This window comes from Endobacter medicaginis (genome assembly GCF_014192375.1).
GTDB lineage: Bacteria > Pseudomonadota > Alphaproteobacteria > Acetobacterales > Acetobacteraceae > Endobacter > Endobacter medicaginis.
In genome coordinates this window covers 91842-115079 of sequence record NZ_JACHXV010000003.1, presented here as the reverse complement: position 1 = coordinate 115079, position 23238 = coordinate 91842, and the positions used below count along the sequence as shown (strand labels likewise).

The window sequence follows — 23238 nt, the reverse complement described above, 5'->3', positions numbered from 1 at the left end:
TATAAAACCCTGACGCAGCGTGGATCGGTCCCGGCTCGCAGGCTATCAGCGGCCCCGACAGTCCCGGTTTGCTGCGGGAGACGGGAGATCGTTCGACCGATGTTCATTTACAGCGCGCATCGCCTTCGAGGCAGGGCTGCCGGCTTCTTCATGCCGCAGGCGAGGGCTCTTTTCGTGCCGCAGGCCGGCGCGCTGTTCGTCACCCGCCTGCCGACCGCCTGAGGGCGGCCACGACCGCGCCGGTCACCGCTACCGGATCGCCCCTCCCCGCCCGATCACCGATCATGTCGTGATCCAGGCCCAGCAATAATCTACAACGAAAGAATTCCCAGTCATGCCCGAGGTGATGTTCGCCGGTCCCGATGGCCGGCTCGAAGGTCGTTATCACCACTCCAAGCAGAGCAACGCTCCCCTCGCCCTGGTCCTGCATCCGCACCCGCTGCATGGCGGGACGATGAACAACCGCATCACCTATGCGATGTATCGCAGCTTCGAGAAGCTCGGCTTCTCGGTGATGCGCTTCAATTTCCGCGGGGTGGGGCGCAGCCAGGGCAAGTATGACGGCGGCATCGGCGAGATCGCGGACGCGGCCGGCGCGCTGGACTGGATGCAGATGGTCAATCCGAACAGCTCCGGGCTGTGGATCGCCGGCTATTCGTTCGGCGCCTTCGTCGGCATGCAGCTGCTGATGCGCCGGCCGGAGATCTCGGGCTGGATCTCGGTCGCCCCGCCGGCCGGGTATTTTGACTTCGGCTTCCTCGCTCCCTGCCCGTGCGGTGGGCTGATGGTGGCCGGCGACAATGACGAGCTGGCCGCCGAGCCCGCCATCCGCAAGCTGGTCGAGAAGCTCAACACCCAGAAGAACGTCACCGTCGACTACCGGGTGTTCGCCGGTGCGGACCACATCTTCGCCAATCACGCCGATTCGGTGTCCGAGGCGCTCGAAGACCACGTCACCAAGAAGATGGCGGCGAAATCCGCCGCCCTCGCACTCGCCGCCGACTGACCGGCAGACTTCATCCGACGAAAAAAGCCCCGGCCGCGCGAGCGACCGGGGCTTTTTGTTGCCGGCGCGGCTTACTGCTGCGGCGAGGCCGCAGTGCCGGACGGCGACATGGTGGTGTCGGGCTTGGCCATGCTGCCCTTCATCTTGCCGTGATGTTTCATGCCCATGCCGGAATGCTTCGACATGCTGCCCATGCTGTCGGGCGTCATCGTGCCCTTCGACATCGAATCGCCGGTGGCGGGCGGCGCCATCGTGCCTGAGGTGCCGGGCGCCATCTTCGTCGGCGCCATGGTCGAGGGGGTGGTCGTCGACGGTGCCATGGTCGAGGGTGCCATGGTCGAGGGCGCCATCGTCGACGGGGTGCCGGGCTGGGTCGGCGTCGCCTGCTGGGCGAGCGCGGTGCCGGAACCGGCGGCGACCAGCGCGGTACACAGCCCGGCCGTCATCATCTTGCGAATGGACATCTCATCTCTCCGTCACGTGTTGCTGACATCACGATCTTCGACCCGCCTGCCTTGCGGGTTACACGGCGAACGTCGCCCGGGGGCGGGAAGTTCTGCGCGGCTGTAACCGCCGCTCCGCCCGGCGCGAATGACTGTCCAGAGCGGGCGATGAGGCCCGCCGGAGACGAACTCCATGCACACCGCCACCCGCCGGACGCTCTGCCGGTCCGGCCTCGTTGCCGCCGCAGCGGCCCTCGTCGCCCGTGTCCTGCCGCACACGCCCCGCGCCGCGACCCCGGCCTTCGCGCTGACGCTGAGCGATGCCGAATGGCATCGCCGGCTGACCCCGCGCCAATATGCGGTGCTGCGTGACGCGGCCACCGAGGCACCGTTCTCCTCGCCGCTGCTCGACGAGCATCGCAGCGGCCGCTTCACCTGTGCCGGCTGCACGCAGGCGCTGTTCGACAGCCACGCAAAATACGACAGCGGCACCGGCTGGCCGAGCTTCTTCGAGGCCCTGCCGCAGGCCGTGCAGCAGGCCGACGACCCTACGTTCGGCATGCAGCGCACCGAGATCCACTGCGCGCATTGCGGCGGTCATCTCGGCCATCTGTTCGATGACGGCCCCCGACCCACCGGGCTTCGTTACTGCATGAACGGCGCCGCCCTCGGTTTCACCCCGGCCTGAACCCCTTTTTCGGAGCCATCGCCATGACCGACCGCTCTCCCCTGCTGCGCGCTGCTCGCGGCACCGCCATCGCGCTCGCCCTGCTCGCCGGAACCGCCGCCGTGGTGCGCGCCGAGACGCTGTCCGAGTCATCGGGCCATCCGCTGCACCTGCCCGCCCCCGCGCTGATGGAGCCGGCGGCCACCGGCACGCACCGCGCCTCGGCGGTGTTCGCGGGGGGGTGCTTCTGGGGCGTGCAGAGCATCTTCCAGCATCTCGACGGGGTGATCGCCACCACGGCCGGCTACGATGGCGGCACGCGGGCCGATGCGCAGTACGAGACCGTCGGCTCCGGCACCACCGGCCACGCGGAATCGGTCGAGGTGGTCTATGATCCGACGAGGATCGGCTATGGGCGCCTGCTGCAGGTGTTCTTCTCGGTGGCCCTCGACCCGACCCAGACCGACGGCCAGTTTCCCGACGAGGGATCGCAGTATCGCTCGATACTGTTCACCCGCGACCCGGCCCAGGCGCAGACGGCGCGGGCCTATATCGCCCAGCTCGACGCCGCCCATGTCTTCGCCCGGCCGATCGCGACGCAGATCGCGCCCGATCACGGCTTCTACGCCGCCGAGGGCTACCACCAGAATTTCGCTGCCCTGCACCCCGGCAACGCCTATATCGAGACCTATGACGCCCCGCGCCTCGCCGCCCTGCGGACGATCTATCCGCAGCTCTACCGGGAGCGGCCGGTGCTCGCGCAGCAGATGGGGGGCTGAACGCCCGCACCCGCCCGCATGACCGAGGCCGACTGGAGCATCTGGATGGCCGCCGCGCAGGCCGGCGACGCGCAGGCCTACCGGCGCGTGCTGTCGGAGGCGTCGGCCTGGCTGCGGCGCTACTTTGCCCGCCGCCTGCCGCCCGGGATGATCGACGACGCGGTTCAGGACACGCTGCTCGCCGTGCATCTCAAGCGCCACACCTATGCGCCCGAACGGCCGTTCGGGCCGTGGCTGGCGGCGATCGCGCGCTACAAGTGGATCGACCGGCTGCGCCATCTGCGCAGCGCGCCGACCGAGCTCCTCGACGACGATGTCGCGGTCGAGGGGCACGAGGAACAGGTCACCTCGGCGCACGCGCTCGAACGTCTGCTGGCGCATCTGCGTCCGGCGCAGGCGGAGGCGATCCGCCTGGTCAAGCTGCAGGGGTTCAGCATCGAGGAGGCGGCGATGCGGACCGGGCAGAGCGAATCGCTGGTGAAGGTGAACATCCACCGGGGCCTCGCCCGGTTGGGACGGATGGTGAGGGAGCAGGCCGATGTCGAGTGAAATCCGGCCGGACGACCTCCTGATCGAACGTCTGGCCGGCAGTCTGCGGCCGGTGCGACGTCGCCGCCCGTGGCTGGAGATGGCGGTGCTGGGCGCCTTGTTCGGTGTCGAGCTCGCGCTGCTGCTCGGTGCCGGCCACATGCGGATCGACATGCCGCATGCGATGGGCATGCCGAGCTTCTGGTGGAAGCTGGCCGGGCTGACGGCGATCATCGCGATCAGCTCGACGACCGCGCTGCTGTCGCTCGACCCGACGCGCTCGCCGCGGCTCGGGCTGCGGGTGATCGTGCTCACGGTGCTGGCGGTACTGGTCGCCGGCTGGGGGGTGGATGCGGCGCAGACCGCGTGGCTGACGGGCGGCGAGACGCTGTGGCGGCGGCTGGCACCGCAGAGCGGGCTGCGCTGTACGCGCACCATCGTCGAGCTGGCGGTGCCGGTGGCGATCGCGCTCGGGGTGCTGATGCGCCGCGGCGCGAGCGTGGACCTGGCCGGCAGCGCCTGGGCGGCCGGGATCTCGGCCTCCGGCTGGGGGGCGCTCGCCTTCGCCTTCGCCTGCCCGTTCGACGACCCGCTCTATCTGGCGGTCTGGTATGGTGTCGCGTTCGGGATCGTCACAATCGGCAGCCGGCTGCTGCTGCCGCTCATCTTGCGCTGGTGAGGCGCCGGGAGGCGAACAGGGCGAAGGCGAGGATGACGAGGTAGCTCGGGACCATCAGGGCGGCGAACACCACCTGCATGTCGTGGGTCTGTTTCGCCCAGGCGAAGGCCTGCGGAATGATTGCGCCGCCGCAGATGCCCATCACCAGGATCGCCGACCCGCGCGCCGTGGCCGCGCCGAGCCCGCTGATGGCGAGCGGGAAGATCGCCGGCCACATCATCGCATTGGCGAAGCCGAGCGCCGCGACGAACAGCACCGACAAGGTGCCCGTGCTCGCCCAGGCGGCCAGCGTGAGCACCACGCCGAGCCCCGCGGAGGCGGCGAGATAGGCCGCCTGCGACAGCACGCGCGGCACCAGGGCGAGACCGCACAGATAGCCGAGCAGCATCGCCGCCAGGGTGAACGAGGTGAAGAACTTGGTCTGGTCGAGCGGCAGGCCGAAGGCCTGGCCGTAGGTGCCGATCGCGTCGCCGGCCATCACCTCCGCACCCACATAGACGAACAGCGCCGCCACGCCGAACCAGAACCGCGGCACGGCAAGACCGCCCGCACCGCCGGTGTCGGCGCGCCCCGCGTTGACTTGCCCGGGGTCGAGCGCCGGCAGAGGCGAGCGCGGGATCAGCACAGCCGCAACCACCAGCAGCGCCGCCATCAGCTGGTAGAAATGGCTCACCCCGGCGGCGAAGGCCGACAGGATCGCATCGCGCGCGCCCTCATCGGGAGCGGCGGCGACGCGCCGGGCCAGCGCGCCGATATCGCGCAGCGCCAGCAGGTTGAGCGCGATCGGCGCGAGGATGCCGGCGGTCTTGTTGCAGATGCCCATCAGCGCGATGCGCCGTGCCGCGCCCTCGATCGGCCCGAGGATCGAGACGTAGGGATTGACCGCCGTCTGCAGCAGCGCGAGGCCGCCGCCGGTGACGAACAGCCCGGCGAGCGCGCCCGGATAGTCGCGCCAGGTCGCGCATTCGCCGAACATCGCCACCCCGGCCGCGATCACCAGCAGCCCGAGCGAGATGCCGCCCTTGAGCCCGGTCAGCCGCAGCACCGCAGCCGAGGGCAGCGCGAAGACGAAATACGAGATGTAGAACACCAGGGGCACCGCGAAGGCGCCGACATCGCCGAGCTGGAAGGCGAGCCGGACGAAGGTGATCAGCGGGCCGTTGAGCCAGGTGACGAAGCCGAGCACGAAGAAGATCGCGCCGATGGTCAGGATTGGCGCGAGGCGGGAGGCCTGCGTCGCGGTCGTTGCCTGCGTGTCGTCCACCCCGGTCGTCTCCCTATTCGTGTTCGTTGTCGGTGGCCGTTTGCGTGTCCAGCACCGGCCCGCACCCCCGCCCGGCCACCCATTTCAGCATACTGTCGTGGGTGGCCGGGCGGGGGTGCGGGCCGGTGCTGGACTTTCCAACACACCCTCACTCAGCCGGCGAGGCGTGTCCTGCCGCGCAGGGTCGCCGGCGCCGGCCGGTGAAGGTCGAGGACCAGCACCTCGTTGCCGCCGGGCCGGAGGAACTCGGCCGGGCAGAACAGGCGCTGCTGCGGACCGCGCCGGTCGAATCGGCCCAGCGCATTCGCGTTGACCCAGACATATCCTTTTTCCCAGTCCGACATGTCGACATAGGTGCCGGCCCCCGGGCGATCGGGGGTGAAGCGCGCGGCGAACAGGCAGCCGGCCGCATCGTCCTCCGGCGGCAGGGCGTGCAGGCGAGCCACGCAGGCTGCATCGAGGGGCAGGCCAGACATCGCCCAGCCGCGCAGCCGCAGGGCGCCGAGATGCACGGCGCCCTCGATGCCCTTGTGCTCGCCGAGCGCGTGCCCGTAGCCGACATGACCGAACGTATCGATGAGGATGTCGAGCCGGCGGGGGCGATCGGCCGGCGCGACCGTCAGCGGGGCGGCCGACGGATCGAGGCGGGAGCGGCTGCCGAGATCGGCGCCGTCGAGGAAGAACCGCGCATGGTCACGCACCATCGGCAGGTGCAGCTCCCCGCCGGCGCCGGCGGGAATGGTGGTGCGGTAGAGGGCCATGCCGAGGCTCTGGCGCTGGCCGCGCTCGAGGCTCATCGGATCGTCGCTGTGGTGCCAGTCGCGCCAGGCCCGCCGGATCGAGCCGGCGCGCCTGGCCGGCACGGGCGCGAAGCCGGTCATCGGCGGCGCATCAGGGACCGGCGGTGGGGTGCGGCCGGTCGATTGCGCGATCATCGCGCGAAAGCGGTGGAAAGCCGCGGTGGGTGCGCCGGTCTCGTCGATCGGGGCGCCATAGTCGTAGCTGGTGATGACGGGCTGGAAGGCCGAGCCGTCGGCCTTCGCATTGGCGCCCGCGGTGAGGCCGAAATTGGTGCCGCCATGCACGACGTAGAGGCTGAACGAGGTGCGGGCGGCCAGGATCCGGCGCAGATCGGCATCGAATTCGGCCGAGGCGAAACGGGCATCGCCCCAGTGCGTCAGCCAGCCCGGATAGGCCTCGCTGATCCATCCCGTCGCACCTGGAGCGAGGGTGGCCACGCCGGCTGCGTCATCGTCGCCGTCGAGACCGATCGCGCAATCCGGCAGCACGGTGCGGGCGTGCTGCAACTGCGTCAGGCCATCGGCGATCGAGAACAGGCCGGTGATGCCGTGACGCTGCCAGCAGGCGCGGATCCAGGCGAGATAGGCGGTATCGGTGCCGAAACTCGCATATTCGTTCTCGACCTGCGTCATCAGGATCGGGCCGCCGGTCTTGGCGAGGAACGGGCGCACCACAGCCGCAACATGGGCGATGTAGCGCTCGCAGGCGGCGAGAAAGCGCGGGTCGCGGGTGCGCAGCGCGATATCGTGATCGAACAGCAACCAGCCCGGCAGGCCGCCCAGATCCCATTCGGCACAGACATAGGGGCCGGGGCGCAGATAGACCCACAGTCCCGCCTGCGCGCACAGGCGCAGGAAGGCGGCGATGTCCTGGCGGCCGGAGCTGTCGAACACGCCCGGTTGCGGCTCGATCGCGTTCCACATCAGGTAGATCGAGATCGTGTTGAGCCCCATCGCGCGCGCCATGGCGATGCGCGCCGGCCATTCGCTGCGCGGGATGCGCGCGGGGTGCATCTCGCCGGCGAGGATGCGGAAGGGCGCCCCGTCGAGACGGAAGCCGCCGGGCGCGAGCTCGAGACGATGCGACGCGCCGTCGGGCGTGGGCTCGGCTGCCCTTGCCGCGACAGGTGCAAGCGCTGCAAGCGCCAGCACGCCGCGCCGCGTCAGGCGCCTCATCGCGGTGTGAGCTGCAGGGTCATCACTTCGAACGGTGCGAGCTGGATGATCACCGGGTGATCGGCCTGCAGGATGGCCGGCGGCTTTGATTTCGACCACAGCGCCCGCACGGCGTAGCTTTGCGGCGCATCGCGGGGAAGTTCCAGCACCCGACCTGGGTCGATCAGGATCCCGCGCGGAGCTCGGTCGGGGTTGCGCAGGGTGAGGAACGCCTTGGCCGGTGTCCACGCCGCCCAGCCATAGGGCTCCAGACGCCCCGGATCGCCGCCGACCCAATGACTGTCCCTCAGCACATCGGCATTGGCCCGGGCCCATTTCGCGCTCTGTGCGATCACGTCCCAGTCGGCAGGCTTGAGCAGGTCCGGGGTGATGTAGAGCTCCTGCTCGTCGGTGCCGGTGGCGAAGAAGGAATGCACTTCGTCTGCAAAGTCGCCGTCGGGGTCGGTGTTCAGGCGCTGGTTCTTCTGCGCGTAGATGATGCCGTGCAGCATCAGCGAGTTCAGCGGAAACAACGGCGCCTTGACCACGATCTCGCGATAGGTGTCTGAATCGCGATAGGTGATCCAGCGCTGGCGCTTGCTGCCCACGCCGCGCAACATGTCGTCCTCGCCGCCGCGCCAGATGGAATCCGCCGTGCGCAGCCAGAACGGCGACGGATAGGTACCGGTGGTGAGGTTGATGAAGGTGTCGGGCCTGTCGGCGTAGATGTCGGCGATGAGGTGAATCGCCGCGTCGAAATCGCTGTTGAACACGCTGCCCGGCGCGACATGGTCGGCATTGCCGGTACCGTCGAACTTGAACTGGTTGATGCAGTCGTCGTTGAGCAGGCCCATCACCGCATGGTGGAATACGTCGTAGTAATGCGGCGCGGAGAGGTCGAAGCCGCCGTCACGAACCTCGAGCCCCTGTCTGGCGCCATTGGCGACACGGATCTCCTTCGGCTTGCCGTAGCCGCCCCAGGGGGACAGCCACACGCCCGGCGCGGCGCCGTAGGACGCAGCCAGATGGCAGAGCGGCTTGAATCCCTGCGGGAAATCATGACTGAAGCGCCACAGCCCGCTGCGGTCGTCCCAGCCGTCGTCGAACAGGAACGAGTTCAACTCCACGCCACGGCTGCGCACGAGCGCATCACCGATCGCGCGGATACGGCTTTCGGCATCCGACTGCGTGTAGGGCGTGAAATAGCCGATATCATACCACGAATTGTAGCCGAGGAACGGACGGTAGGGATGGGCGCGTTCCGCCTCGACATAGAGCTGGAAGTCGCGCCGCAACTGCCCGTCACGCACCACGCCGGCGACCGCCGACACGCTCAGCGTATGCTCGGCCTGCACCGGGAGTGCCTGGGACAGCGTCATGCGCGTGCTGCCGTTGAAGGCGAGCGTGCTCGACAGCGGATCCTCGACGCCGAAATAGCTGTCGTCGATCCGGATCGGCGAGCCCTGCGTGTCGCCGATCACCTCGCCGGTCTGGGTGCGCGCCTCGAGCAGCGCGATGTCGCGGATGGCCAGTGCGGCCCTGTGCGGCGTCAGGGCCACGATCTCGCGCAGATAGGGCGAGCCGTCGCGCTGCTCGACTCGCCAGTGCACGGTAAAGCTGTTGTCTGGACTTGCGAACTCCGCATCCACCGCGAGACCGTGGCGGCGCTCGGCGGCGCGCGCCGCCTGCGGGTCCGGTGCGATCTGCGACAGCTTCGGCGGCGCGGTCAGCCGCAGCGCCTCGGTGTCGAGACGGCGCCCGTCGGGAAGATCGATGCTGAACAGACGCAGCAGCTCGACGTCGCGTCCATGGGCGAGATCGGTGAACACCGGCCTGACCAGATGTCCATCCTGAACCGTCCAGGACAGGCGCAGCGCGGCATCGCCGATATGGCCGGCGGCCGCGTCGAGCCCGGCCGCCGCCGGCCCGGCCGCGAGGACGCTGCTCTCGTCGGCATGCGCGGGGGCGGCGGCGAGGCCGGCGAGCAGCAGCAGGGCGAGAGGATGGTGTCGCTGCATGTCAGAATCCCGAGGCGATGGAAACCACCAGGCCGAACCCGCCGCCGACCGTGTAGAGCGGCGTGCCCGGATTGATCGTCGAGCCGAACAGGCCCTTGACCGGTTTGGCGTTGTAGGCGCCGCCGCCGGCGGCGAGGTATTTGTTGTCGGTGACGTTGAGGATGTTGAGCTGGATCTGCGGCGCGCGCGCCGGCCCGATATCGCCGAGACGGTAGCCGACGCCGACATTGCCGATCGCATAGCCCGGAATGCTCTGGTCGTTGACGAAGGTGGCGTATTGCCGTCCGACATAGCTCATATAGGCGTTGGCGAAGAAATGCCCGTCATCGTAGGAAAGGCCGACATTGGCGGTGATTTTCGGCGTGTTGATGGCAAATTTCCCCTTGGTCGGCACATAGTCGGTGCCGCGCGGAAGGTTGTTGCCCAACGTCGCATGCAGGTACTGGAACGATGCGTAGGGGCTGAAGCCATGCCAGGGCCGCAGCCCGGCCGCGATCGACACGCCGCGCGAGGTCTGGCCGCCGGCATTGATACCGACCGGCACCAGACGGCCCTGGACATAGGTCGAATACGAGCTCTGCCGGTTGGTCATGTCGTAGTTGAACAGCGAGGCGTTGATGTTGACCAGCCCGCTGTGCCGCCAGCCGAGCTCCTCGGAGATCGAATACTCCGACTTGAGGTTGGTCGAGGCCTGCTGGTCGACGACCGGCGCGTTGCCGTCCCAGAGCTGGCCGTAGGTCAGGATCCCCGACGGCTCACGAAACGCGGTACCGACATTGAAGAAGAGCTGGTCATGGGTTGCGAGTTGGTACGAGGCCAGCAGCTGCGGCAGCGGCTGCGCGTCGGAGCGGCCGTAATTGTAGGGATCGCCCGGGATCGCATTGGTCGAATGGTAGGTCAGCATCGCGTATTTGAACCCGGCGGTGACTTTCAGCCGGTCGTGCAGGAAGCGGTAGGTATCGGAAACGAACAGCGCGTTGACCTGCTGGATCAGATGGATGTTAAACACCATCAGCGGATCGCCATACTGGTCGAGGATCGGGTATTTTCCCCAGTAGTTCGAGCCTTCGCCGTTATCGCCCACCACCGCGAACGGCGCGCGTTCGGACTGGTCGTAGTAGTTGTACCACCAGCCGGCCTTGAAGGTGTTGTGGCCGCGCTCCCAGGTCAGCACGTTGTTGATGCCGGTCGTGTGCTGGTTGAAATTGTCCACGGCGAGCACGAGAGCCGTTCCGTCATCGGCCGGGTTCGGGATGTTGAGGTCGCCCGTGGGGCGGGTGCCGTTATAGCCCTCCTCCGCCTGTGGCTGCCCGTCATTGCCTGCGCCGTGCTGGTGTACGTAATAGGGCTCGGTGTGCAGATGCAGGCCGGAGCCGAGCGTGAAGTCGAGCGGCGCGCCGATGATCACCGAATGGCGTTCCTCGGCATTCAGCTTCCAGTAGGCGCCGTCGCCGGGAATGTAGGTCGGCTCGTAATAGGCGGCCGAGCGCCCCTGCGTCTGCCACTGGGCGAGGCTGATGCTCTGCAGGAACGGAAAGCTCTGCTGTGTGTAGGTCAGGAAGATGCGCGCTGCGTTGCCGTCGCCCCATTCCTTCTTCGCCAGCGCATCCACATGCGAGCGCCGCTCCCGCCCCGGGCCCAGCCACATCGCATTGGTGCCGTAGGAGTAGGAGGCGAAGGCCGTGATGCCGCTGCGGCCGAGCTCGCCGCTGTCGAGGCGCAGGAACTCGCGCGCGAACTGGTGATTGCCGTAGGAGAGATCGATCTGACCTCCGAACGTCCGCGCCGGATCGGTCATGTATTGCTGGATGCCGCCGGCGACGGAATTGTAGACCGGGTTGTCGATATCGACCACGCCGGGCTGCACCGTCAGGCGGCCGATATTCTCGGTATCCGAGGCCTGCGAGGTGAACGGCGTGTAGGCGGACGGATCGGCGGCGGGAATGCCTTCGAACGTATATCCCACCGAGGTCTGGCTCAGTCCGCGCATGTAGAAATTCGACGAGGTGTCGGACTGGCCGAAGGCATCGCCGTTCGACAGCGTCACCCCAGGCACATACTGGATCAGCGAGATCGGCGCCGAGGCCGGGGATTGCTTGGCGATGAAATCGCGGGTGATGGTCTGCTGCGCCTTCGGCGCGGTCTCCGGAGCCAGCAGGCCGCCGCCTGGCGTGGTTCCCGTCACGCCATTGGCGGAATGGATGGTGACGGCGCGCACGACGATGCTCTCGTCGGTATTCCGCGTCGCAGCGGCAGCGGACTTCGCGACCTTGGCGGGTACGGCGGGAAGCGTGGCGGTCTGTGCGAACGCGACATGGGAGAGGCTGCTCGTGCCGAGCATGAACAGGGCCGAGCGACAGGCAGGAGCGAAGGTCAGGCGCAGGGACATGGCAGATTTCCATGCTGGATACGCGTTGGCAGATTGTCCTCCGCCGGGCGGATGACGGTGACGCTGGCTCAGAATTCGCCGATCTCGTGGCGCTCGAGCGCATAGCGATCGATCGCATCGTGATCGAGCACGATGCCGAGGCCCGGGCCTTCGGGAACCACGGCATAGGGCGGCTCGAAGCGCAGCGGTGTGGCGAGCAGGTCGTGTTCGCGGATCATCCGGCCGAAGATATCGGATGGCCACACGCAACATTCCGCCGCCGCGGCCTGATGCAGATACATGGCTTCGAGGATGCCGAGATCGACCTCGGAGCCGTGGAAGCAGAACAGGTTGGCCGACGAGGCCGTCGCCGTCATCTGCTGGAACTTCGCCAGCCCGCCGTTGAAGTTGAAGCCGTCGACGGCGCGATGCGCGATCAGGTTCGGCACGTCATGCACGCGCTGGCCCTGATAGACGTAGGGCAGCGAGACATGCTGGGTGATCGGGATCGAGGAGAACCAGCGCAGGTCGGCATAGTCCTGCAGCATCCATTTCGGGATCGGGTCCTCGAGCAGCAGCGTGTTGCCGACCCGCTCGAGGCCTCGGATGATCGGCTTGACGGAGGCCGCGTTCTCCCAGCGCTGATTGGGATCGAAGATCACTTTCATCCCCGGCGCGTGCTGCGCGATCTCCTCGCACCAGCGCACGACATCGTCGTCGAGATCGGCCTTGAATTTGATGCAGTCGTAGCCCTGGCGCTGATACTGCGCGACCCAGGCGCCGACCTCGTTGTCTGTACGGTGACTGGACCAGGACGCGACCTTGACGCGATCGCGCAGCTTGCCGCCGAGCAGCGCATGCAGCGGCAGCCCCACCGATTTGGCGAACGCGTCCCAGATCGCGCACTCGAAGCCGTCATATTCGCGCGACAGCGGCAGCGGCAGTTTCTGCAGCGGCACCTCGCGCAGGTCGAGGCCGAGCAGGCCCTCGGCGATCGAGGTGATCACCGGCCACGCGCAATCGCGATAGAACTCGCCGATCCCCTCGACGCCGTTCGACAGGCGCAGGCGCAGGATGAATTTGGGCAGGGTGTCGAATTGCACCGACCAGGACGATTTGCCGCCGACCGGCAGCATGTGCAGCGGCTTGGCGAGCGAATCGGAATTGATCACGCCGGGATGTGCCGGCACCGCGACAGAGGTGAACTCGAGACCGGTGATGACCAGCGGCTCAGGGCTGCGTTGCGTCGGTGACATAGCCGACTTTTCGCAGAACGAACGAAAGTCAGTCAATAAAGGAATTACATTTCTAATCGTATGAAAGATTTTTTCTGTTTGCTACGCGGCGTGCGAAGCGCCATTTCCGCGGACGGGGCCGGTAAAAAGGCTCGCATCCGGCAGGTCAATCCGCCGTCCACCGGCGAGTCGGTGCCCTTTCGCGGGCGAAACCGGCCCGTGCTAGCCTGCGGCGGCAATGAGCAGAATCGATCACACAGCCATGGTCACGGCGGCATGAGCGCGGCGCCGGAGACGATCACGCAACGCATTCAGGTGGCGATGCCGGGCCTGTCCCGGCTGCAGCGGCGTCTCGCCGAGGCCTATCTCGAAGACCCCGCCCGCTTCGCCAACGGCATGCTCGGCGACATCTCGGCCGCGACCGATGCAAGCGAGCCGTCGATCGTCCGGTTCTGCGTCCGGCTCGGCTACAGCGGCTATCGGGAGTTCCGCCAGCACGCCATCCGCGAGCTCGAGCATCGCCAGAACGGCGAGCCCACGCGCGAGGGCGAGGAGGTTCGCCAGGCGCTGCTCAATGGCGAGCGCGAAGCCGGCCGGCTGTCGATGACCGAGATCCGCGAGCTGCTGCGGCTTTCGGCGGTCGACGCGCTCGACGTCGCCTTCGGCGGCACCAACGACCGCGCCGCCGAGACGATCGCGCAAGCGATCGCGCAGGCGCGCCGCGTGGTGATCCTCGGCATCGGCGGCAGCTCGGCGATCATCGCCCAGGAGGCGCATAACCGGCTATTCCGGCTCAACATCGCCTGCAACGCCTATAATGACAGCTACATGCAGCGCATGGCGGCCGCGACCCTCGGCCGCGGCGACGTCGCGTTCTTCATCTCGTCAACCGGCTGGCCGCGCTCGCTGCTCGACAGCGCCGAGCTCGCCCGCCATTACGGCGCGAGCTGCGTGGGCATCTGCCCGACCGACAGCCCGCTCGGCCGGGTGCTCGACACCCGCATCAGCATCGGCGCCGAGGCCGCCCGCGAGATCGACCGCTTCCAGCCCAGCCCGCTGCGCTATGCGCAGCTGTTCGTGCTGGATGCGATCGCGTTCCGCGTCGCCAGCCTGCTGGAGAGACAGGCCGATCAATCGCTCGCCCGCGCCCGCGCCTCGGTCGCCGCCCTGCATGGGGTGATCCCGCACCAGCCCATCGGCGACTAATTCTGAGGGAATGCGCCTGGAACGGCGATCTGGCGCACGTTTTCTGCGCTTCGCTGCTCACGGCCAGCAAGGCCGCTCCGCTGCGATGCTCGAAAGCCTCACGCCAGCTCACCATTCCAGACACATTCCCCTCTCGGGGACGCGGGGTGGATTCTATAGCGGCGTGCCGGTGAAGGCGGAGGCGAGGAGGTCACTGCCGGCGGTCAGGCCGCCGTCGAGGGTGATCACCGCACCGTTCATCAGGCGCAGCGATGGGTTCAGCAGCGCTTCGATCGCGGCGGCGACGTCGTCGGGGGTGCTGATGTCCCGCGAGGGATACCATTGCATCGCCTCCTCCAGAATCCCGGGCTGGGCGGCGCGGCGGGCCTCCCAGGCCTGGGTGCGGACGGTGCCGGGGCAGAGCGCGACGCTGCGGATGCCGTGGCGGCCGTATTCAGTGGCGCAGAAGCGCGTCAGATGGATCAGCCCGGCCTTGGCGACGCTGTAGCCGGGGTGGCCGAACACGCCGAGCCCGTTGACCGAGGCGACGTTGAGGATGGTGCCGCGGCCGCGGGCGACGAACCCCTCCGCCACCGCATGGATGCAGCGGAACGGGCCGTTGAGGTTGAGCTCGATATCGGCCAGCCAATCCGCCTCGCTGGTGGCACGCAACGTGGGCGCTGTGACGCCGCCGGCATTGTTGATCAGCACGTCGGGCGGCCCGAGCGCGGCCTCGGAGGCCTCCAACGCGGCGCGGATCGAGGCCAGATCGCGGATATCGGCATGCGCCGTCAGCAGGCGCGGCTGCTCGGGATGGGCGGCTGCGAGCCGCGCGAGTGCGGGCACCGAGATGTCCAGCGCCGCCACGCGATGGCCGCCGGCCAGCAGCCTTGCCGTGATCGCACGGCCGATATCGCCGCCGGCACCGGTCACCAGACAGCTCAGGGAATCGGGCGGCGTCATCGGTGGCAGGCTCCAGCAAACGGGCGTGAGCCACCAGTCAGGCACCGCCCGTGCATACAAGGCAAGCAAAATGAAACTTGCTTGCAGGAATGACGGTTTGAGTGGCAAAGACTTTCATCACCCGTTGCGTGAGATCCAGAATGCCCGACGCCCTGCCCTGTCCGTTCGACGATCCCGATCGCGCCGCGATCTGGGAGATGCTGGTGACGCGCGACATCGCGGCCTTCCTCGCCGGCGACTGGTCGATGGTGGCGGATGATTTCTCCGACAGCGGCTTCTTCGGCATCGATGCGCGCCTGTCCGACGACCCGGACCAGTGGCAGCCCAGGTTCGGCACCCTCGATGCCTATCGGGACGAGTGGACCCGGCAGGCCGAAGACACGGCACGCACGGCGCAGCCCGATACCGCCCAGGCCGCGCTGCATGCCGCGACCCGGCTGGAACGGATCGACATCGACGGCGACCTCGCCATCGCGCAGAAGAAATTCCACGGCTTCCTGCCGCAACGCGACGGCGGCGCAGCCTATCTGAACTGGCGCACGCAATATGTCTGCCGCCGCGAGGCGGGAGGCTGGAAGATCGCCGGGTTCGTCGGCTACATGGCGCATCATTCGGCCGGGCAGGCGCCGTTCCGAACCGCGGCGACGGTCCAGCATCGCACCGCCGGCCCCTATACCCCGGTGGTGGAGACGCCGGCGGGAGCAAGGTTGTTCGTGATTTCCGGCCAGGCGCCGGTCGATGCCGACGGCCGGGTGATCGGCGAGACGATCGAGGCGCAGGCCCACGTCACGCTGGCCAATTGCCGCGCTCAGCTCGAAGCGGCAGGTGCGGCGCTGTCGGATGTGTTCAAGGTGACGGTGTATCTCACCGATCTGGCCGACTGGGAGCGGTTCAACACGGTCTATCGGGAGGTCTTCGCACCGCCCTACCCGGCGCGCACCGCCGTCCAGGCCGGACTTCTGCCGGGCTTCCAGGTCGAGATCGAGATGTGGGCGGCGAAGCGATGAATTGGGTCGACCTGACTTCGCCCGAGATCTCGGCACTCCCGCGCGATGTCCCGCTGGTGATGAACATCAGCGCAGTCGAGCAGCACGGGGCACATCTGCCGGTCGGTACCGACGCGATGATCGGCGCGCATGTCCTCGATCGCCTCGATGCGGCGCTGGACAAACGGGTGCTGATCCTGCCGGGCGTTTCCGTCTGCTGCTCGGCGCATCACATGGATTTCGGCGGCACGCTGAGCGTGTCGCACGCGACACTCGCCGCCTATGTCAGCGACATCATCGACAGCGTGCTGCGGCAGGGGTTTCGCAACATCGTGCTGTTCAACTCGCATGGCGGCAACCAGGCGATCGGGCAGGTGATCGTGGAGATGCTGGGGCCGCGTTGGCCGGGAGCGCAGATCGTGCTCGCCACCTGGTGGACGCTGGCGCATGAGGCGCTAATGCGGATCACCCAATCAGGTGCGGGCGGGGTGGGACATGCGTGCGAGTTCGAGACCTCGCTGATCCAGCATATGTCGCCGAAGCAGGTCCGCGGGGCGCTGATCGCCGATCCGGAGCTGCCGCAGACCTATGAGTGGGCGGCGGCCGACATGCTGCGCGGCGGACGGGCATCGCTGTATCGCTCGATGAAGGCGCAATCCGGCGGCAGCGGCGTCGTCGGCCGACCCAGCTTTGCGTCCGCCGACAAAGGGGCACGGATCAGCGACGCCGTCCTCGACGCGCTGACGCACCTGATCGTGAGTTTGACCGAAAACTGAGAGGGGTGCAGGGGACGACCGTCCCCCGCTGGGTTCCGGGCAACGCCCGGCGTCCTCAGTTCCGCGCCTTGTCGACCAGCTTGTTCTTGCTGATCCAGGGCATCATCGCGCGCAGCTTCTCGCCGACCTGCTCGATCGGATGCTCGGCGAGCTTGCGGCGGGTGGCCTTGAAGCCGGTCTGGCTGACCTTGTTCTCCAACATCCAGTTGCGGGTGAAGGTGCCGGTCTGGATGTCGTCGAGCACGCGCTTCATCTCGGCCTTGGTGGCGGGCGTGATGATGCGCGGGCCGGTGACATACTCGCCGTATTCGGCGGTGTTGGAGATCGAGTAGTTCATGTTGGCGATGCCGCCCTCGTAGATGAGGTCGACGATCAGCTTCACCTCGTGCAGGCACTCGAAATAGGCCATCTCGGGCGCATAGCCGGCTTCCACCAGTGTTTCGAACCCGGCCTTGATGAGCTCGACCAGGCCGCCGCACAGCACCGCCTGCTCGCCGAACAGGTCGGTCTCGCACTCTTCCTTGAAGGTGGTCTCGATGATGCCGGCGCGGCCGCCACCGACGGCGGAGGCATAGGACAGCGCGATCTCGAGCGCGTTGCCCGACGCGTTCTGCGCCACCGCGACCAGACAGGGCACGCCGCCGCCGCGCTGATACTCGGAGCGTACGGTGTGGCCGGGGCCCTTGGGCGCGATCATGAACACGTCGAGATCGGGACGCGGCACGATCAGGTCGAAATGCACGTTCAGACCGTGCGCGAAGGCGAGTGCGGCGCCTTGCTTCATGTGGCCTTCGAGCGATTCCCTGTAGAGGTCGCCCTGACCCTCGTCGGGGGTCAGCACCATCACCACGTCCGCCCAGGCGGCGGCCTCGGCCGGCGGCAGGACCTTGAAGCCCGAGCCTTCGGCCTTGGCGATGGCCGACGAGCCGGGGCGCAGGCCGATGACGAGATCGGTCACGCCGCTGTCCTTGAGGTTGTTGGCATGGGCGTGGCCCTGGCTGCCGTAGCCGATGATCGCGACCTTCTTGGCCTTGATGAGGCCGATATCGGCATCGCGATCGTAATAGACGCGCATGGTGGTGGTTTTCCCTCTTGATGTAATCTTGGTGTTCTACAGAACCCGGCTGCCGCGGGCGATCGCGGCGATGCCGGTGCGCGAGACCTCGACGAGGCCCAGCGGACGCAGCAGTTCGATGAAGGCGTCGAGCTTGTCGGTCGCCCCGGTGAGTTCGAAGACGAAGCTCTCGACCGAGGTGTCGATGGGGCGGGCGCGGAAGGCGTTGGCGATGCGCAGCGCCTCGGAACGGGCCTCGCCGGAGCTGACGACCTTCACCAGCGCCATCTCGCGCGCGACATGCGGGCCTTCCTGGGTGAGGTCGGAGACGCGGTGCACCGGCACCAGCCGGTCGAGCTGCGCCTTGATCTGCTCGATGATCATCGGCGTGCCGGAGGTGGCGATGTTGATGCGCGAGCGGTTGCGCCCGTCCTCGACGGGGGCGACGGTGAGGCTGTCGATATTGTAGCCCCGCCCCGAGAACAGGCCGATCACCCGCCCCAGCGCCCCGGTCTCGTTCTCCACCAGCACGGAGATGACCGCATTGACCACAGGCTGTTCGACAGGCGGCATAGGAAAAAAGTCTTTCAAAAAACAACGGAAAACCCGAAGGGCCCCGTTCTCGGCTGTGTCGGGGTGAGTCAGAGGCGCCCCGCGGGCGCCGCCCGGCGGTGATCGTCGAGCACCGGAGCGGAGCGGCCTTGATGGCCGTGAGCACCGGCGCGCAGAGGATCGCCGTCGGATGACCGCCCCGGCGCAGCCGGGAATGGGGTCAGACGAGCATCATGCCTTCTTCGGTGATGCCGGCGGCCTGAGAAGACTGTGCGGCACCCAGGATCATCTCGTTATGCGCCGCGCCGGACGGGATCATCGGGAAGACGTTCTCGAACTCGTCGACGCTGATCTCGGCGACGACCGGCCCGTCATGGGCCAGCATCTCGGCAATCACGCCGTCGAGCTCGCCGAGCTTCGTCGCGCGCAGCCCCTTGGCATGGAAGCTCTCGGCCAGTTTCACGAAATCCGGCAGCGCATCGGAGTAGCTTTCCGAGTAGCGGCTGCCGTGCAGCAGCTCCTGCCACTGGCGCACCATGCCCATGTAGCGGTTGTTGAGGATGAAGATCTTCACCGGCAGGCGGTACTGGGCCAGCGTGCCGAGTTCCTGGATGTTCATCAGGATCGAGGCCTCGCCGGCGATGTCGATGCAGAGTGCCTCGGGATGGGCGATCTGCGCGCCGGCCGCGGCCGGCAGCCCGTAGCCCATCGTGCCCAGCCCGCCGCTGGTCAGCCAGCGATTGGGACGATCGAAGCCGAAATGCTGCGCGGCCCACATCTGGTGCTGGCCGACCTCGGTGGAGATGAAGGTGTCGCGCCCCGAGGCACGGGTCATCTCGTAGAGACGCCTGATCGCATATTGCGGCTTGATCACCGCATCCTCGCCCTCGGGCTGGCTGATCGCCAGGGAGTCGATCGCGCGCCAGGCGTCGATCTGCCGCCACCACGGCGCGATGTCGGGCTTCGGCGTGGCCTCGCCCCAGGCGTCGATCAGCGCCTCGATGGCGAGGCGCGCATCGGCCACGACCGGCACCGCGACACGGACGATCTTGTTGATCGAGGAGGGGTCGATGTCGATGTGGATCTTGCGGCTGTCGGGCGAGAACGCATCCAGCCGGCCGGTGACGCGATCGTCGAAGCGCGCGCCGATATTGAGCAGCACGTCACAGCCATGGGTGGCGAGATTGGCCTCGTAGGCGCCGTGCATGCCGAGCATGCCGATGAAGCTGGCGTCATCAGCGTCGATCGCACCCAGGCCCATCAGGGTCGAGGTGACGGGAAAGCCAGTGAGTGCGACGAAACGCCGCAGAGCGGCCGACGCCTCCGGCCCGGCATTGATCACGCCGCCGCCGACATAGATCAGCGGCCGCTCCGCCGTGCGCAGCAGGGCCACCGCCTCGGCGATCGCCGCCGGATCGGGGGTGCGCTGGGGCTGGTAGGAGCGATGCGGGCGGGTCGGACGCGACAGGTAGGGGGCGGGAGCGACGACGACGTCCTTGGGCAGATCCACCACCACCGGGCCGGGGCGGCCGGAGGTGGCGACATGGAAGGCCTCATGCACCACGCGGGCGAGATCGTTGCCGGATTTGACCAGGTAGTTGTGCTTGGTGCAGGGCCGGGTGATGCCGGTGGTGTCGGCCTCCTGGAAGGCGTCGGAGCCGATCACATGGGTCGGCACCTGGCCGGTCAGGCACACCAGCGGGATCGAATCCATCAGCGCATCCAGCAGGCCGGTGACCGCGTTGGTCGCGCCGGGGCCGGAAGTGACGAGCACCACGCCGGGCTTGCCGGTGGAGCGCGCATAGCCCTCGGCGGCATGCACCGCGGCCTGCTCGTGGCGCACCAGGATGTGACGGATGCGGTCCTGCTTGAACAGCGCGTCGTAGATCGGCAGCACCGCGCCACCCGGATAGCCGAAGATGACCTCGACCCCCTGCTCGACGAGCACGTCGATCAGCACCTCGGCGCCATTGCGGGTCGGGGTGATCGGGCTGTCGTCGATCTGCGCGCGCGGCGCCTCGGCGGTGTGGGCGGTCATGATCTCTCCTGTGCGAGCCGGGCTCGCGACACATCCTTTCGTGTCAGCCGGGCTTAGTCGCCTGGAAGTGCCGCCGTCAACCCCGGTCGCGAATAAACTCTACGAGATCGGGCAGAATTTTTTGCATAACTTGCTCGGAATCCCCAGTTCTGTGATCTAAAATTACCGTACGGTCCTGTTCAGCCAATGCGTGGTGTGCAAACCAGGTATGTTGCCGCTTCGTATAGCGGGTCGTGGCCGACACCGCTTTTGCCTGCGCCTCGATCAGCGTGATCCCGCCGCGCAGGAGCTGGGCCAGTTCCGGCACGCCATGCGCGCGCATCGCCGGTAGGGCGGGATCGAGTCCGAGGGCCAGCAGGGCGCGCACCTCGTCGATCGCGCCCTCGGCCAGCATCCGTGTGAATCGCCCGGTGATCGCCTCGCGCAGGGCCGGGCGGGGCGGATCGAGCCGGACGGCGCTGAACCGCGCCACCGGCCCGGAAGCGGTCCCGGCCCGTTGCCAGTCCGAAAGCCCCTGCCCGGTACCGCGCCAGACCTCCCAGGCGCGGGCGAGGCGCTGGCTGTCGGAAGGCCGCAGCCCGGCGGCCGTGCGGGGATCGACCTCGGCCAGCCGCGCATGCAGCCCCGGCGCGCCGAGCTCGGCCAGCAGGGCGCGGCCCTCGGCCCGCGCGGCCTCGCCCGGATCGGGGATCTCGGCCAGACCGTCGGTGAGCGCGCGGAAATACAGGCCCGTGCCGCCGCACAGGATCGGCAGCAGGCCGCGCGCCCGGCACCGCTCCATCGCATCCAGCGCGGCGGCGCGCCACCATGCCGCCGACCCCGCCTCCGCCGCAGGGCGCACGCCGTAGAGCAGATGCGGCACCCGGGCTTCATCCTCCGGGGTCGGCCGTGCCGTGAGCACGCGCAACTCGCGATAGACCTGCATGGAATCGGCATTGATCACCGCCCCGCCGAGCCGTTCGGCCAGCGCCAGCGCAAGGGCGGACTTGCCGCTGCACGTCGGCCCCGCGACGATCACGGCTTCCGCGAGACCCTGATCTTTGCCATGTCCCTCGATCATGTCGCGCCGTGAAACCTCCCTCACCCATGTGCTCACCCTGGTCGTCGCCCGCGAGGGCGGCAGCCTGACCCAACCGCTGCTGGACGCCGCCTGCGACCTGCTGCGCGCCGGCGCGCCGCAGGTCCTCTCCCCCGGCGAGGCCGCCGACATCCCCTGCCGGGCGCTCGACGCCGGCGAACTCGACCGACTGCGCACCACACTGCGCGAGCTGGCCGGAGCCACCCCGCTCGATATGGTGCTGACGAAAGCGCGCGGCCGGCGCAAGGGGCTGCTGGTGGCCGACATGGACAGCACCATCGTCACCTCCGAGACGCTCGACGACCTCGCCGCCGAGGCCGGGCTGTTCGAGCAGGTGGCGGCGATCACGAAGCGGAGCATGAACGGCGAGATCGACTTCGCCGGCGCTCTGCGCGAACGGGTCGGGCTGCTGCGCGGGCTGGAACTCGCCGCGCTCGACCGGGTGTGGGCGCACACCAGGCTCACGCAGGGTGCCAAGACGCTGGTCGCCACCATGCGCGCCCACAATGCGCTGACCGCGCTGGTCTCGGGCGGGTTCACGGCATTCACCGCGCGGGTGGCCGAGCTGTGCGGGTTCGACCTGCACCGCGCCAATGTCCTGCACGATGACGGGGCGGTGCTCACCGGCACCGTCGGCGAGCCGATCCTCGACCGCGACGCCAAGCTGCGCACCCTGGAGGAGCTGACCGCGCAGCGCCGGCTCAAGCCCGCGGCGACGCTGGCGGTGGGCGATGGTGCGAACGACCTCGCCATGCTGGGTGCTGCCGGGCTGGGCATCGCCTTCCACGCCAAGCCGATCGTCGCCGCCCAGATCGCCAATCGCATCGACCATGCCGATCTGCGTGCGCTGCTGTTCGCGCAGGGGCTGGCGTCGAGCGCGTTCGCAGAGGATTAGCGCGCGGGATTGACGGCGGCGAGGCCGTCCGGGCCGAACCACGCCAGCCCGTTCGCCATCATCGCCTGCCCGTCATGGACGAACAGGTCGTGCGGCACGTCCGCCGACAGCGCCTTGAGCCAGGCGGGGGTGAACACCCGGTCCCAGCGGGCGAGCAGGGTGGCCGCGTCGGGGATCGTCTGCGCGCGCCCGGCGGCCCGATTGACGCGCAGCGGAAACGCGACGAACCGCATCGCCTCCGCGCGACGCCCGGCCAGGGCTGCGGTGGTGAAGCCTCGCACTCGGGCCTCGAATGCCGCGTCGCTCTCGTCGGTGACGTCGGCATATCGATGTCCGGGCACGAAGCTGCCGCCACCCTCGTCGCGCAGGACGACCGGCAGGCTGCGTGTGCCCTGCCGCCAGACCCCCTGCAGCCCGGTCGCCTGGTGCGGATCGGCGACCGGGCTCTGCCGGGCATCCACGAACCGCAGGTCGAAGACGCCGCCGCCCGGCTCGGTCATCGTCAGATCCGGGCCCGCACGCCCGGCGAGCGGGATGTCGGCGAGATGGCTGTCGTAGAAATAATGGCTGCCCGGCAGGACGTGGCCGTCGCGGATCGCCAGCGTCATGCCGATCGGCAGGGTGCCGAGGCGGCCCCGGTAATCCTCGAAATCGGTCGTTGCCGGTACGGCCGCCCGCACCGTCGCCGACAGCAGGAGGGCCATGCACAGGCCGAGGCAGAACCCGAGGCCGGCGCGACCGTTACGTGCCCATCGCAACCAAAGGTAAC

General features: G+C 68.2%; 22 protein-coding genes. 10 read left to right on the top strand and 12 right to left on the bottom strand.

Going from position 1 to position 23238, the window contains the following annotated elements:
* Positions 1-99 precede the first annotated feature (99 nt).
* Together FHR90_RS17600 and FHR90_RS04460 are read left to right on the top strand one after the other, a co-directional pair.
* Entirely contained in the window at positions 100-222 is a 123-nt protein-coding gene (locus FHR90_RS17600; protein ID WP_256124393.1) for a hypothetical protein, read from the top strand.
* A gap of 112 nt (positions 223-334) precedes the next feature.
* Positions 335-1006 (top strand): alpha/beta hydrolase, encoded by a 672-nt coding sequence (locus tag FHR90_RS04460; RefSeq protein ID WP_176625882.1) that lies wholly within the window; start codon positions 335-337, stop codon positions 1004-1006.
* A 71-nt stretch (positions 1007-1077) separates the two neighbouring features.
* Here the strand turns inward: FHR90_RS04460 and FHR90_RS04455 are convergent, their stop codons facing one another.
* Positions 1078-1470, bottom strand: coding sequence for a hypothetical protein (locus tag FHR90_RS04455; protein ID WP_176625880.1), 393 nt, complete (start codon positions 1468-1470; stop codon positions 1078-1080).
* Between the two features lie 172 nt (positions 1471-1642).
* Between FHR90_RS04455 and msrB the strand changes: the two genes are divergently transcribed.
* Genes msrB through FHR90_RS04435 form a run of 4 tightly spaced genes read left to right on the top strand, consistent with a single transcriptional unit; the run spans position 1643 to position 4102 of the window.
* Positions 1643-2137 (top strand): peptide-methionine (R)-S-oxide reductase MsrB, encoded by a 495-nt coding sequence (gene msrB, locus FHR90_RS04450; protein ID WP_176625878.1) that lies wholly within the window; start codon positions 1643-1645, stop codon positions 2135-2137.
* A gap of 23 nt (positions 2138-2160) precedes the next feature.
* The gene (msrA, locus tag FHR90_RS04445; protein ID WP_183274826.1) at positions 2161-2895 is read left to right on the top strand and encodes a peptide-methionine (S)-S-oxide reductase MsrA; all 735 of its coding nucleotides are present in this window, start codon (positions 2161-2163) and stop codon (positions 2893-2895) included.
* Positions 2896-2913: 18 nt separating this feature from the next.
* Positions 2914-3444: a sigma-70 family RNA polymerase sigma factor gene (locus tag FHR90_RS04440; RefSeq protein WP_218062182.1), complete on the top strand. Its 531-nt coding sequence runs from the start codon at positions 2914-2916 to the stop codon at positions 3442-3444.
* The gene (locus FHR90_RS04435; protein ID WP_183274825.1) at positions 3434-4102 is read left to right on the top strand and encodes an NrsF family protein; all 669 of its coding nucleotides are present in this window, start codon (positions 3434-3436) and stop codon (positions 4100-4102) included. The genes FHR90_RS04440 and FHR90_RS04435 overlap by 11 nt, the downstream gene beginning before the upstream one ends.
* On the opposite strand, the gene gluP is transcribed toward FHR90_RS04435, so the two are convergent.
* The 5 genes from gluP to FHR90_RS04410 all read right to left on the bottom strand — a co-directional run bounded on the left by gluP (position 4086) and on the right by FHR90_RS04410 (position 12963).
* A complete protein-coding gene (gene gluP / locus FHR90_RS04430) occupies positions 4086-5366 on the bottom strand; it encodes a glucose/galactose MFS transporter (protein WP_183274824.1) in 1281 nt (426 codons plus the stop codon). The two genes, FHR90_RS04435 and gluP, sit on opposite strands and share 17 nt — an antisense overlap.
* Before the next feature lie 152 nt (positions 5367-5518).
* Positions 5519-7342: a beta-galactosidase gene (locus FHR90_RS04425; protein WP_221188207.1), complete on the bottom strand. Its 1824-nt coding sequence runs from the start codon at positions 7340-7342 to the stop codon at positions 5519-5521.
* Complete coding sequence (locus tag FHR90_RS04420; protein WP_183274823.1) at positions 7339-9339, bottom strand: alpha-galactosidase; 2001 nt, start codon at positions 9337-9339, stop codon at positions 7339-7341. The genes FHR90_RS04425 and FHR90_RS04420 overlap by 4 nt, the downstream gene beginning before the upstream one ends.
* 1 nt (position 9340) lies before the next feature.
* Positions 9341-11728, bottom strand: a complete 2388-nt coding sequence (locus FHR90_RS04415; protein WP_176624135.1) for a TonB-dependent receptor — start codon at positions 11726-11728, stop codon at positions 9341-9343.
* A 68-nt stretch (positions 11729-11796) separates the two neighbouring features.
* Positions 11797-12963, bottom strand: a complete 1167-nt coding sequence (locus FHR90_RS04410; protein ID WP_176624137.1) for a mandelate racemase/muconate lactonizing enzyme family protein — start codon at positions 12961-12963, stop codon at positions 11797-11799.
* 255 nt (positions 12964-13218) lie between these two features.
* On the opposite strand from FHR90_RS04410, the gene FHR90_RS04405 reads away from it, so the two are divergent.
* A complete protein-coding gene (locus FHR90_RS04405) occupies positions 13219-14148 on the top strand; it encodes a MurR/RpiR family transcriptional regulator (protein WP_176624139.1) in 930 nt (309 codons plus the stop codon).
* A gap of 153 nt (positions 14149-14301) precedes the next feature.
* Here FHR90_RS04405 and FHR90_RS04400 read toward each other — a convergent pair whose 3' ends face one another.
* Complete coding sequence (locus tag FHR90_RS04400; RefSeq protein ID WP_183274822.1) at positions 14302-15090, bottom strand: SDR family oxidoreductase; 789 nt, start codon at positions 15088-15090, stop codon at positions 14302-14304.
* Positions 15091-15230: 140 nt separating this feature from the next.
* Between FHR90_RS04400 and FHR90_RS17355 the strand changes: the two genes are divergently transcribed.
* Both FHR90_RS17355 and FHR90_RS04390 read left to right on the top strand, forming a co-directional pair.
* Positions 15231-16097 (top strand): RidA family protein, encoded by an 867-nt coding sequence (locus FHR90_RS17355; RefSeq protein WP_176624009.1) that lies wholly within the window; start codon positions 15231-15233, stop codon positions 16095-16097.
* Positions 16094-16852: a creatininase family protein gene (locus FHR90_RS04390; protein ID WP_176624007.1), complete on the top strand. Its 759-nt coding sequence runs from the start codon at positions 16094-16096 to the stop codon at positions 16850-16852. The genes FHR90_RS17355 and FHR90_RS04390 overlap by 4 nt, the downstream gene beginning before the upstream one ends.
* A gap of 55 nt (positions 16853-16907) precedes the next feature.
* Here the strand turns inward: FHR90_RS04390 and ilvC are convergent, their stop codons facing one another.
* From ilvC to miaA, 4 genes are all read right to left on the bottom strand, one after another.
* Entirely contained in the window at positions 16908-17927 is a 1020-nt protein-coding gene (ilvC, locus tag FHR90_RS04385; protein ID WP_176624005.1) for a ketol-acid reductoisomerase, read from the bottom strand.
* Between the two features lie 36 nt (positions 17928-17963).
* A complete protein-coding gene (ilvN, locus tag FHR90_RS04380) occupies positions 17964-18479 on the bottom strand; it encodes an acetolactate synthase small subunit (RefSeq protein WP_176624003.1) in 516 nt (171 codons plus the stop codon).
* 199 nt (positions 18480-18678) lie between these two features.
* Positions 18679-20496, bottom strand: a complete 1818-nt coding sequence (ilvB, locus tag FHR90_RS04375; protein WP_176624001.1) for a biosynthetic-type acetolactate synthase large subunit — start codon at positions 20494-20496, stop codon at positions 18679-18681.
* Between the two features lie 76 nt (positions 20497-20572).
* Positions 20573-21556: a tRNA (adenosine(37)-N6)-dimethylallyltransferase MiaA gene (gene miaA / locus FHR90_RS04370; RefSeq protein ID WP_183274821.1), complete on the bottom strand. Its 984-nt coding sequence runs from the start codon at positions 21554-21556 to the stop codon at positions 20573-20575.
* Between miaA and serB the strand changes: the two genes are divergently transcribed.
* Positions 21555-22469, top strand: coding sequence for a phosphoserine phosphatase SerB (serB, locus tag FHR90_RS04365; RefSeq protein WP_176625099.1), 915 nt, complete (start codon positions 21555-21557; stop codon positions 22467-22469). The two genes, miaA and serB, sit on opposite strands and share 2 nt — an antisense overlap.
* Here the strand turns inward: serB and FHR90_RS04360 are convergent.
* Positions 22466-23173 carry a hypothetical protein gene (locus tag FHR90_RS04360; RefSeq protein WP_176625101.1) on the bottom strand — a complete coding sequence of 236 codons (708 nt, stop codon included), beginning with the start codon at positions 23171-23173 and terminating at the stop codon, positions 22466-22468. The genes serB and FHR90_RS04360 overlap by 4 nt on opposite strands.
* Positions 23174-23238 lie beyond the last annotated feature (65 nt).

What these genes read in the sequence shown, in the direction of transcription:
- FHR90_RS04390 (WP_176624007.1), top strand. Translation starts at nt 16,094, where the DNA reads ATGAATTGGGTCGACCTGACTTCGCCCGAGATCTCGGCACTCCCGCGC.
- FHR90_RS17600 (WP_256124393.1), top strand. Translation starts at nt 100, where the DNA reads ATGTTCATTTACAGCGCGCATCGCCTTCGAGGCAGGGCTGCCGGCTTC.
- msrB (WP_176625878.1), top strand. Translation starts at nt 1,643, where the DNA reads ATGCACACCGCCACCCGCCGGACGCTCTGCCGGTCCGGCCTCGTTGCC.
- FHR90_RS04420 (WP_183274823.1), bottom strand. Translation starts at nt 9,339, where the DNA reads ATGCAGCGACACCATCCTCTCGCCCTGCTGCTGCTCGCCGGCCTCGCC.
- FHR90_RS04410 (WP_176624137.1), bottom strand. Translation starts at nt 12,963, where the DNA reads ATGTCACCGACGCAACGCAGCCCTGAGCCGCTGGTCATCACCGGTCTC.
- ilvN (WP_176624003.1), bottom strand. Translation starts at nt 18,479, where the DNA reads ATGCCGCCTGTCGAACAGCCTGTGGTCAATGCGGTCATCTCCGTGCTG.
- FHR90_RS04415 (WP_176624135.1), bottom strand. Translation starts at nt 11,728, where the DNA reads ATGTCCCTGCGCCTGACCTTCGCTCCTGCCTGTCGCTCGGCCCTGTTC.
- msrA (WP_183274826.1), top strand. Translation starts at nt 2,161, where the DNA reads ATGACCGACCGCTCTCCCCTGCTGCGCGCTGCTCGCGGCACCGCCATC.
- FHR90_RS04440 (WP_218062182.1), top strand. Translation starts at nt 2,914, where the DNA reads ATGACCGAGGCCGACTGGAGCATCTGGATGGCCGCCGCGCAGGCCGGC.
- FHR90_RS04405 (WP_176624139.1), top strand. Translation starts at nt 13,219, where the DNA reads ATGAGCGCGGCGCCGGAGACGATCACGCAACGCATTCAGGTGGCGATG.
- ilvC (WP_176624005.1), bottom strand. Translation starts at nt 17,927, where the DNA reads ATGCGCGTCTATTACGATCGCGATGCCGATATCGGCCTCATCAAGGCC.
- serB (WP_176625099.1), top strand. Translation starts at nt 21,555, where the DNA reads ATGTCGCGCCGTGAAACCTCCCTCACCCATGTGCTCACCCTGGTCGTC.
- FHR90_RS04360 (WP_176625101.1), bottom strand. Translation starts at nt 23,173, where the DNA reads ATGGCCCTCCTGCTGTCGGCGACGGTGCGGGCGGCCGTACCGGCAACG.
- FHR90_RS04435 (WP_183274825.1), top strand. Translation starts at nt 3,434, where the DNA reads ATGTCGAGTGAAATCCGGCCGGACGACCTCCTGATCGAACGTCTGGCC.
- FHR90_RS04460 (WP_176625882.1), top strand. Translation starts at nt 335, where the DNA reads ATGCCCGAGGTGATGTTCGCCGGTCCCGATGGCCGGCTCGAAGGTCGT.
- FHR90_RS04455 (WP_176625880.1), bottom strand. Translation starts at nt 1,470, where the DNA reads ATGTCCATTCGCAAGATGATGACGGCCGGGCTGTGTACCGCGCTGGTC.
- miaA (WP_183274821.1), bottom strand. Translation starts at nt 21,556, where the DNA reads ATGATCGAGGGACATGGCAAAGATCAGGGTCTCGCGGAAGCCGTGATC.
- ilvB (WP_176624001.1), bottom strand. Translation starts at nt 20,496, where the DNA reads ATGACCGCCCACACCGCCGAGGCGCCGCGCGCGCAGATCGACGACAGC.
- FHR90_RS04400 (WP_183274822.1), bottom strand. Translation starts at nt 15,090, where the DNA reads ATGACGCCGCCCGATTCCCTGAGCTGTCTGGTGACCGGTGCCGGCGGC.
- FHR90_RS04425 (WP_221188207.1), bottom strand. Translation starts at nt 7,342, where the DNA reads ATGAGGCGCCTGACGCGGCGCGGCGTGCTGGCGCTTGCAGCGCTTGCA.
- FHR90_RS17355 (WP_176624009.1), top strand. Translation starts at nt 15,231, where the DNA reads ATGCCCGACGCCCTGCCCTGTCCGTTCGACGATCCCGATCGCGCCGCG.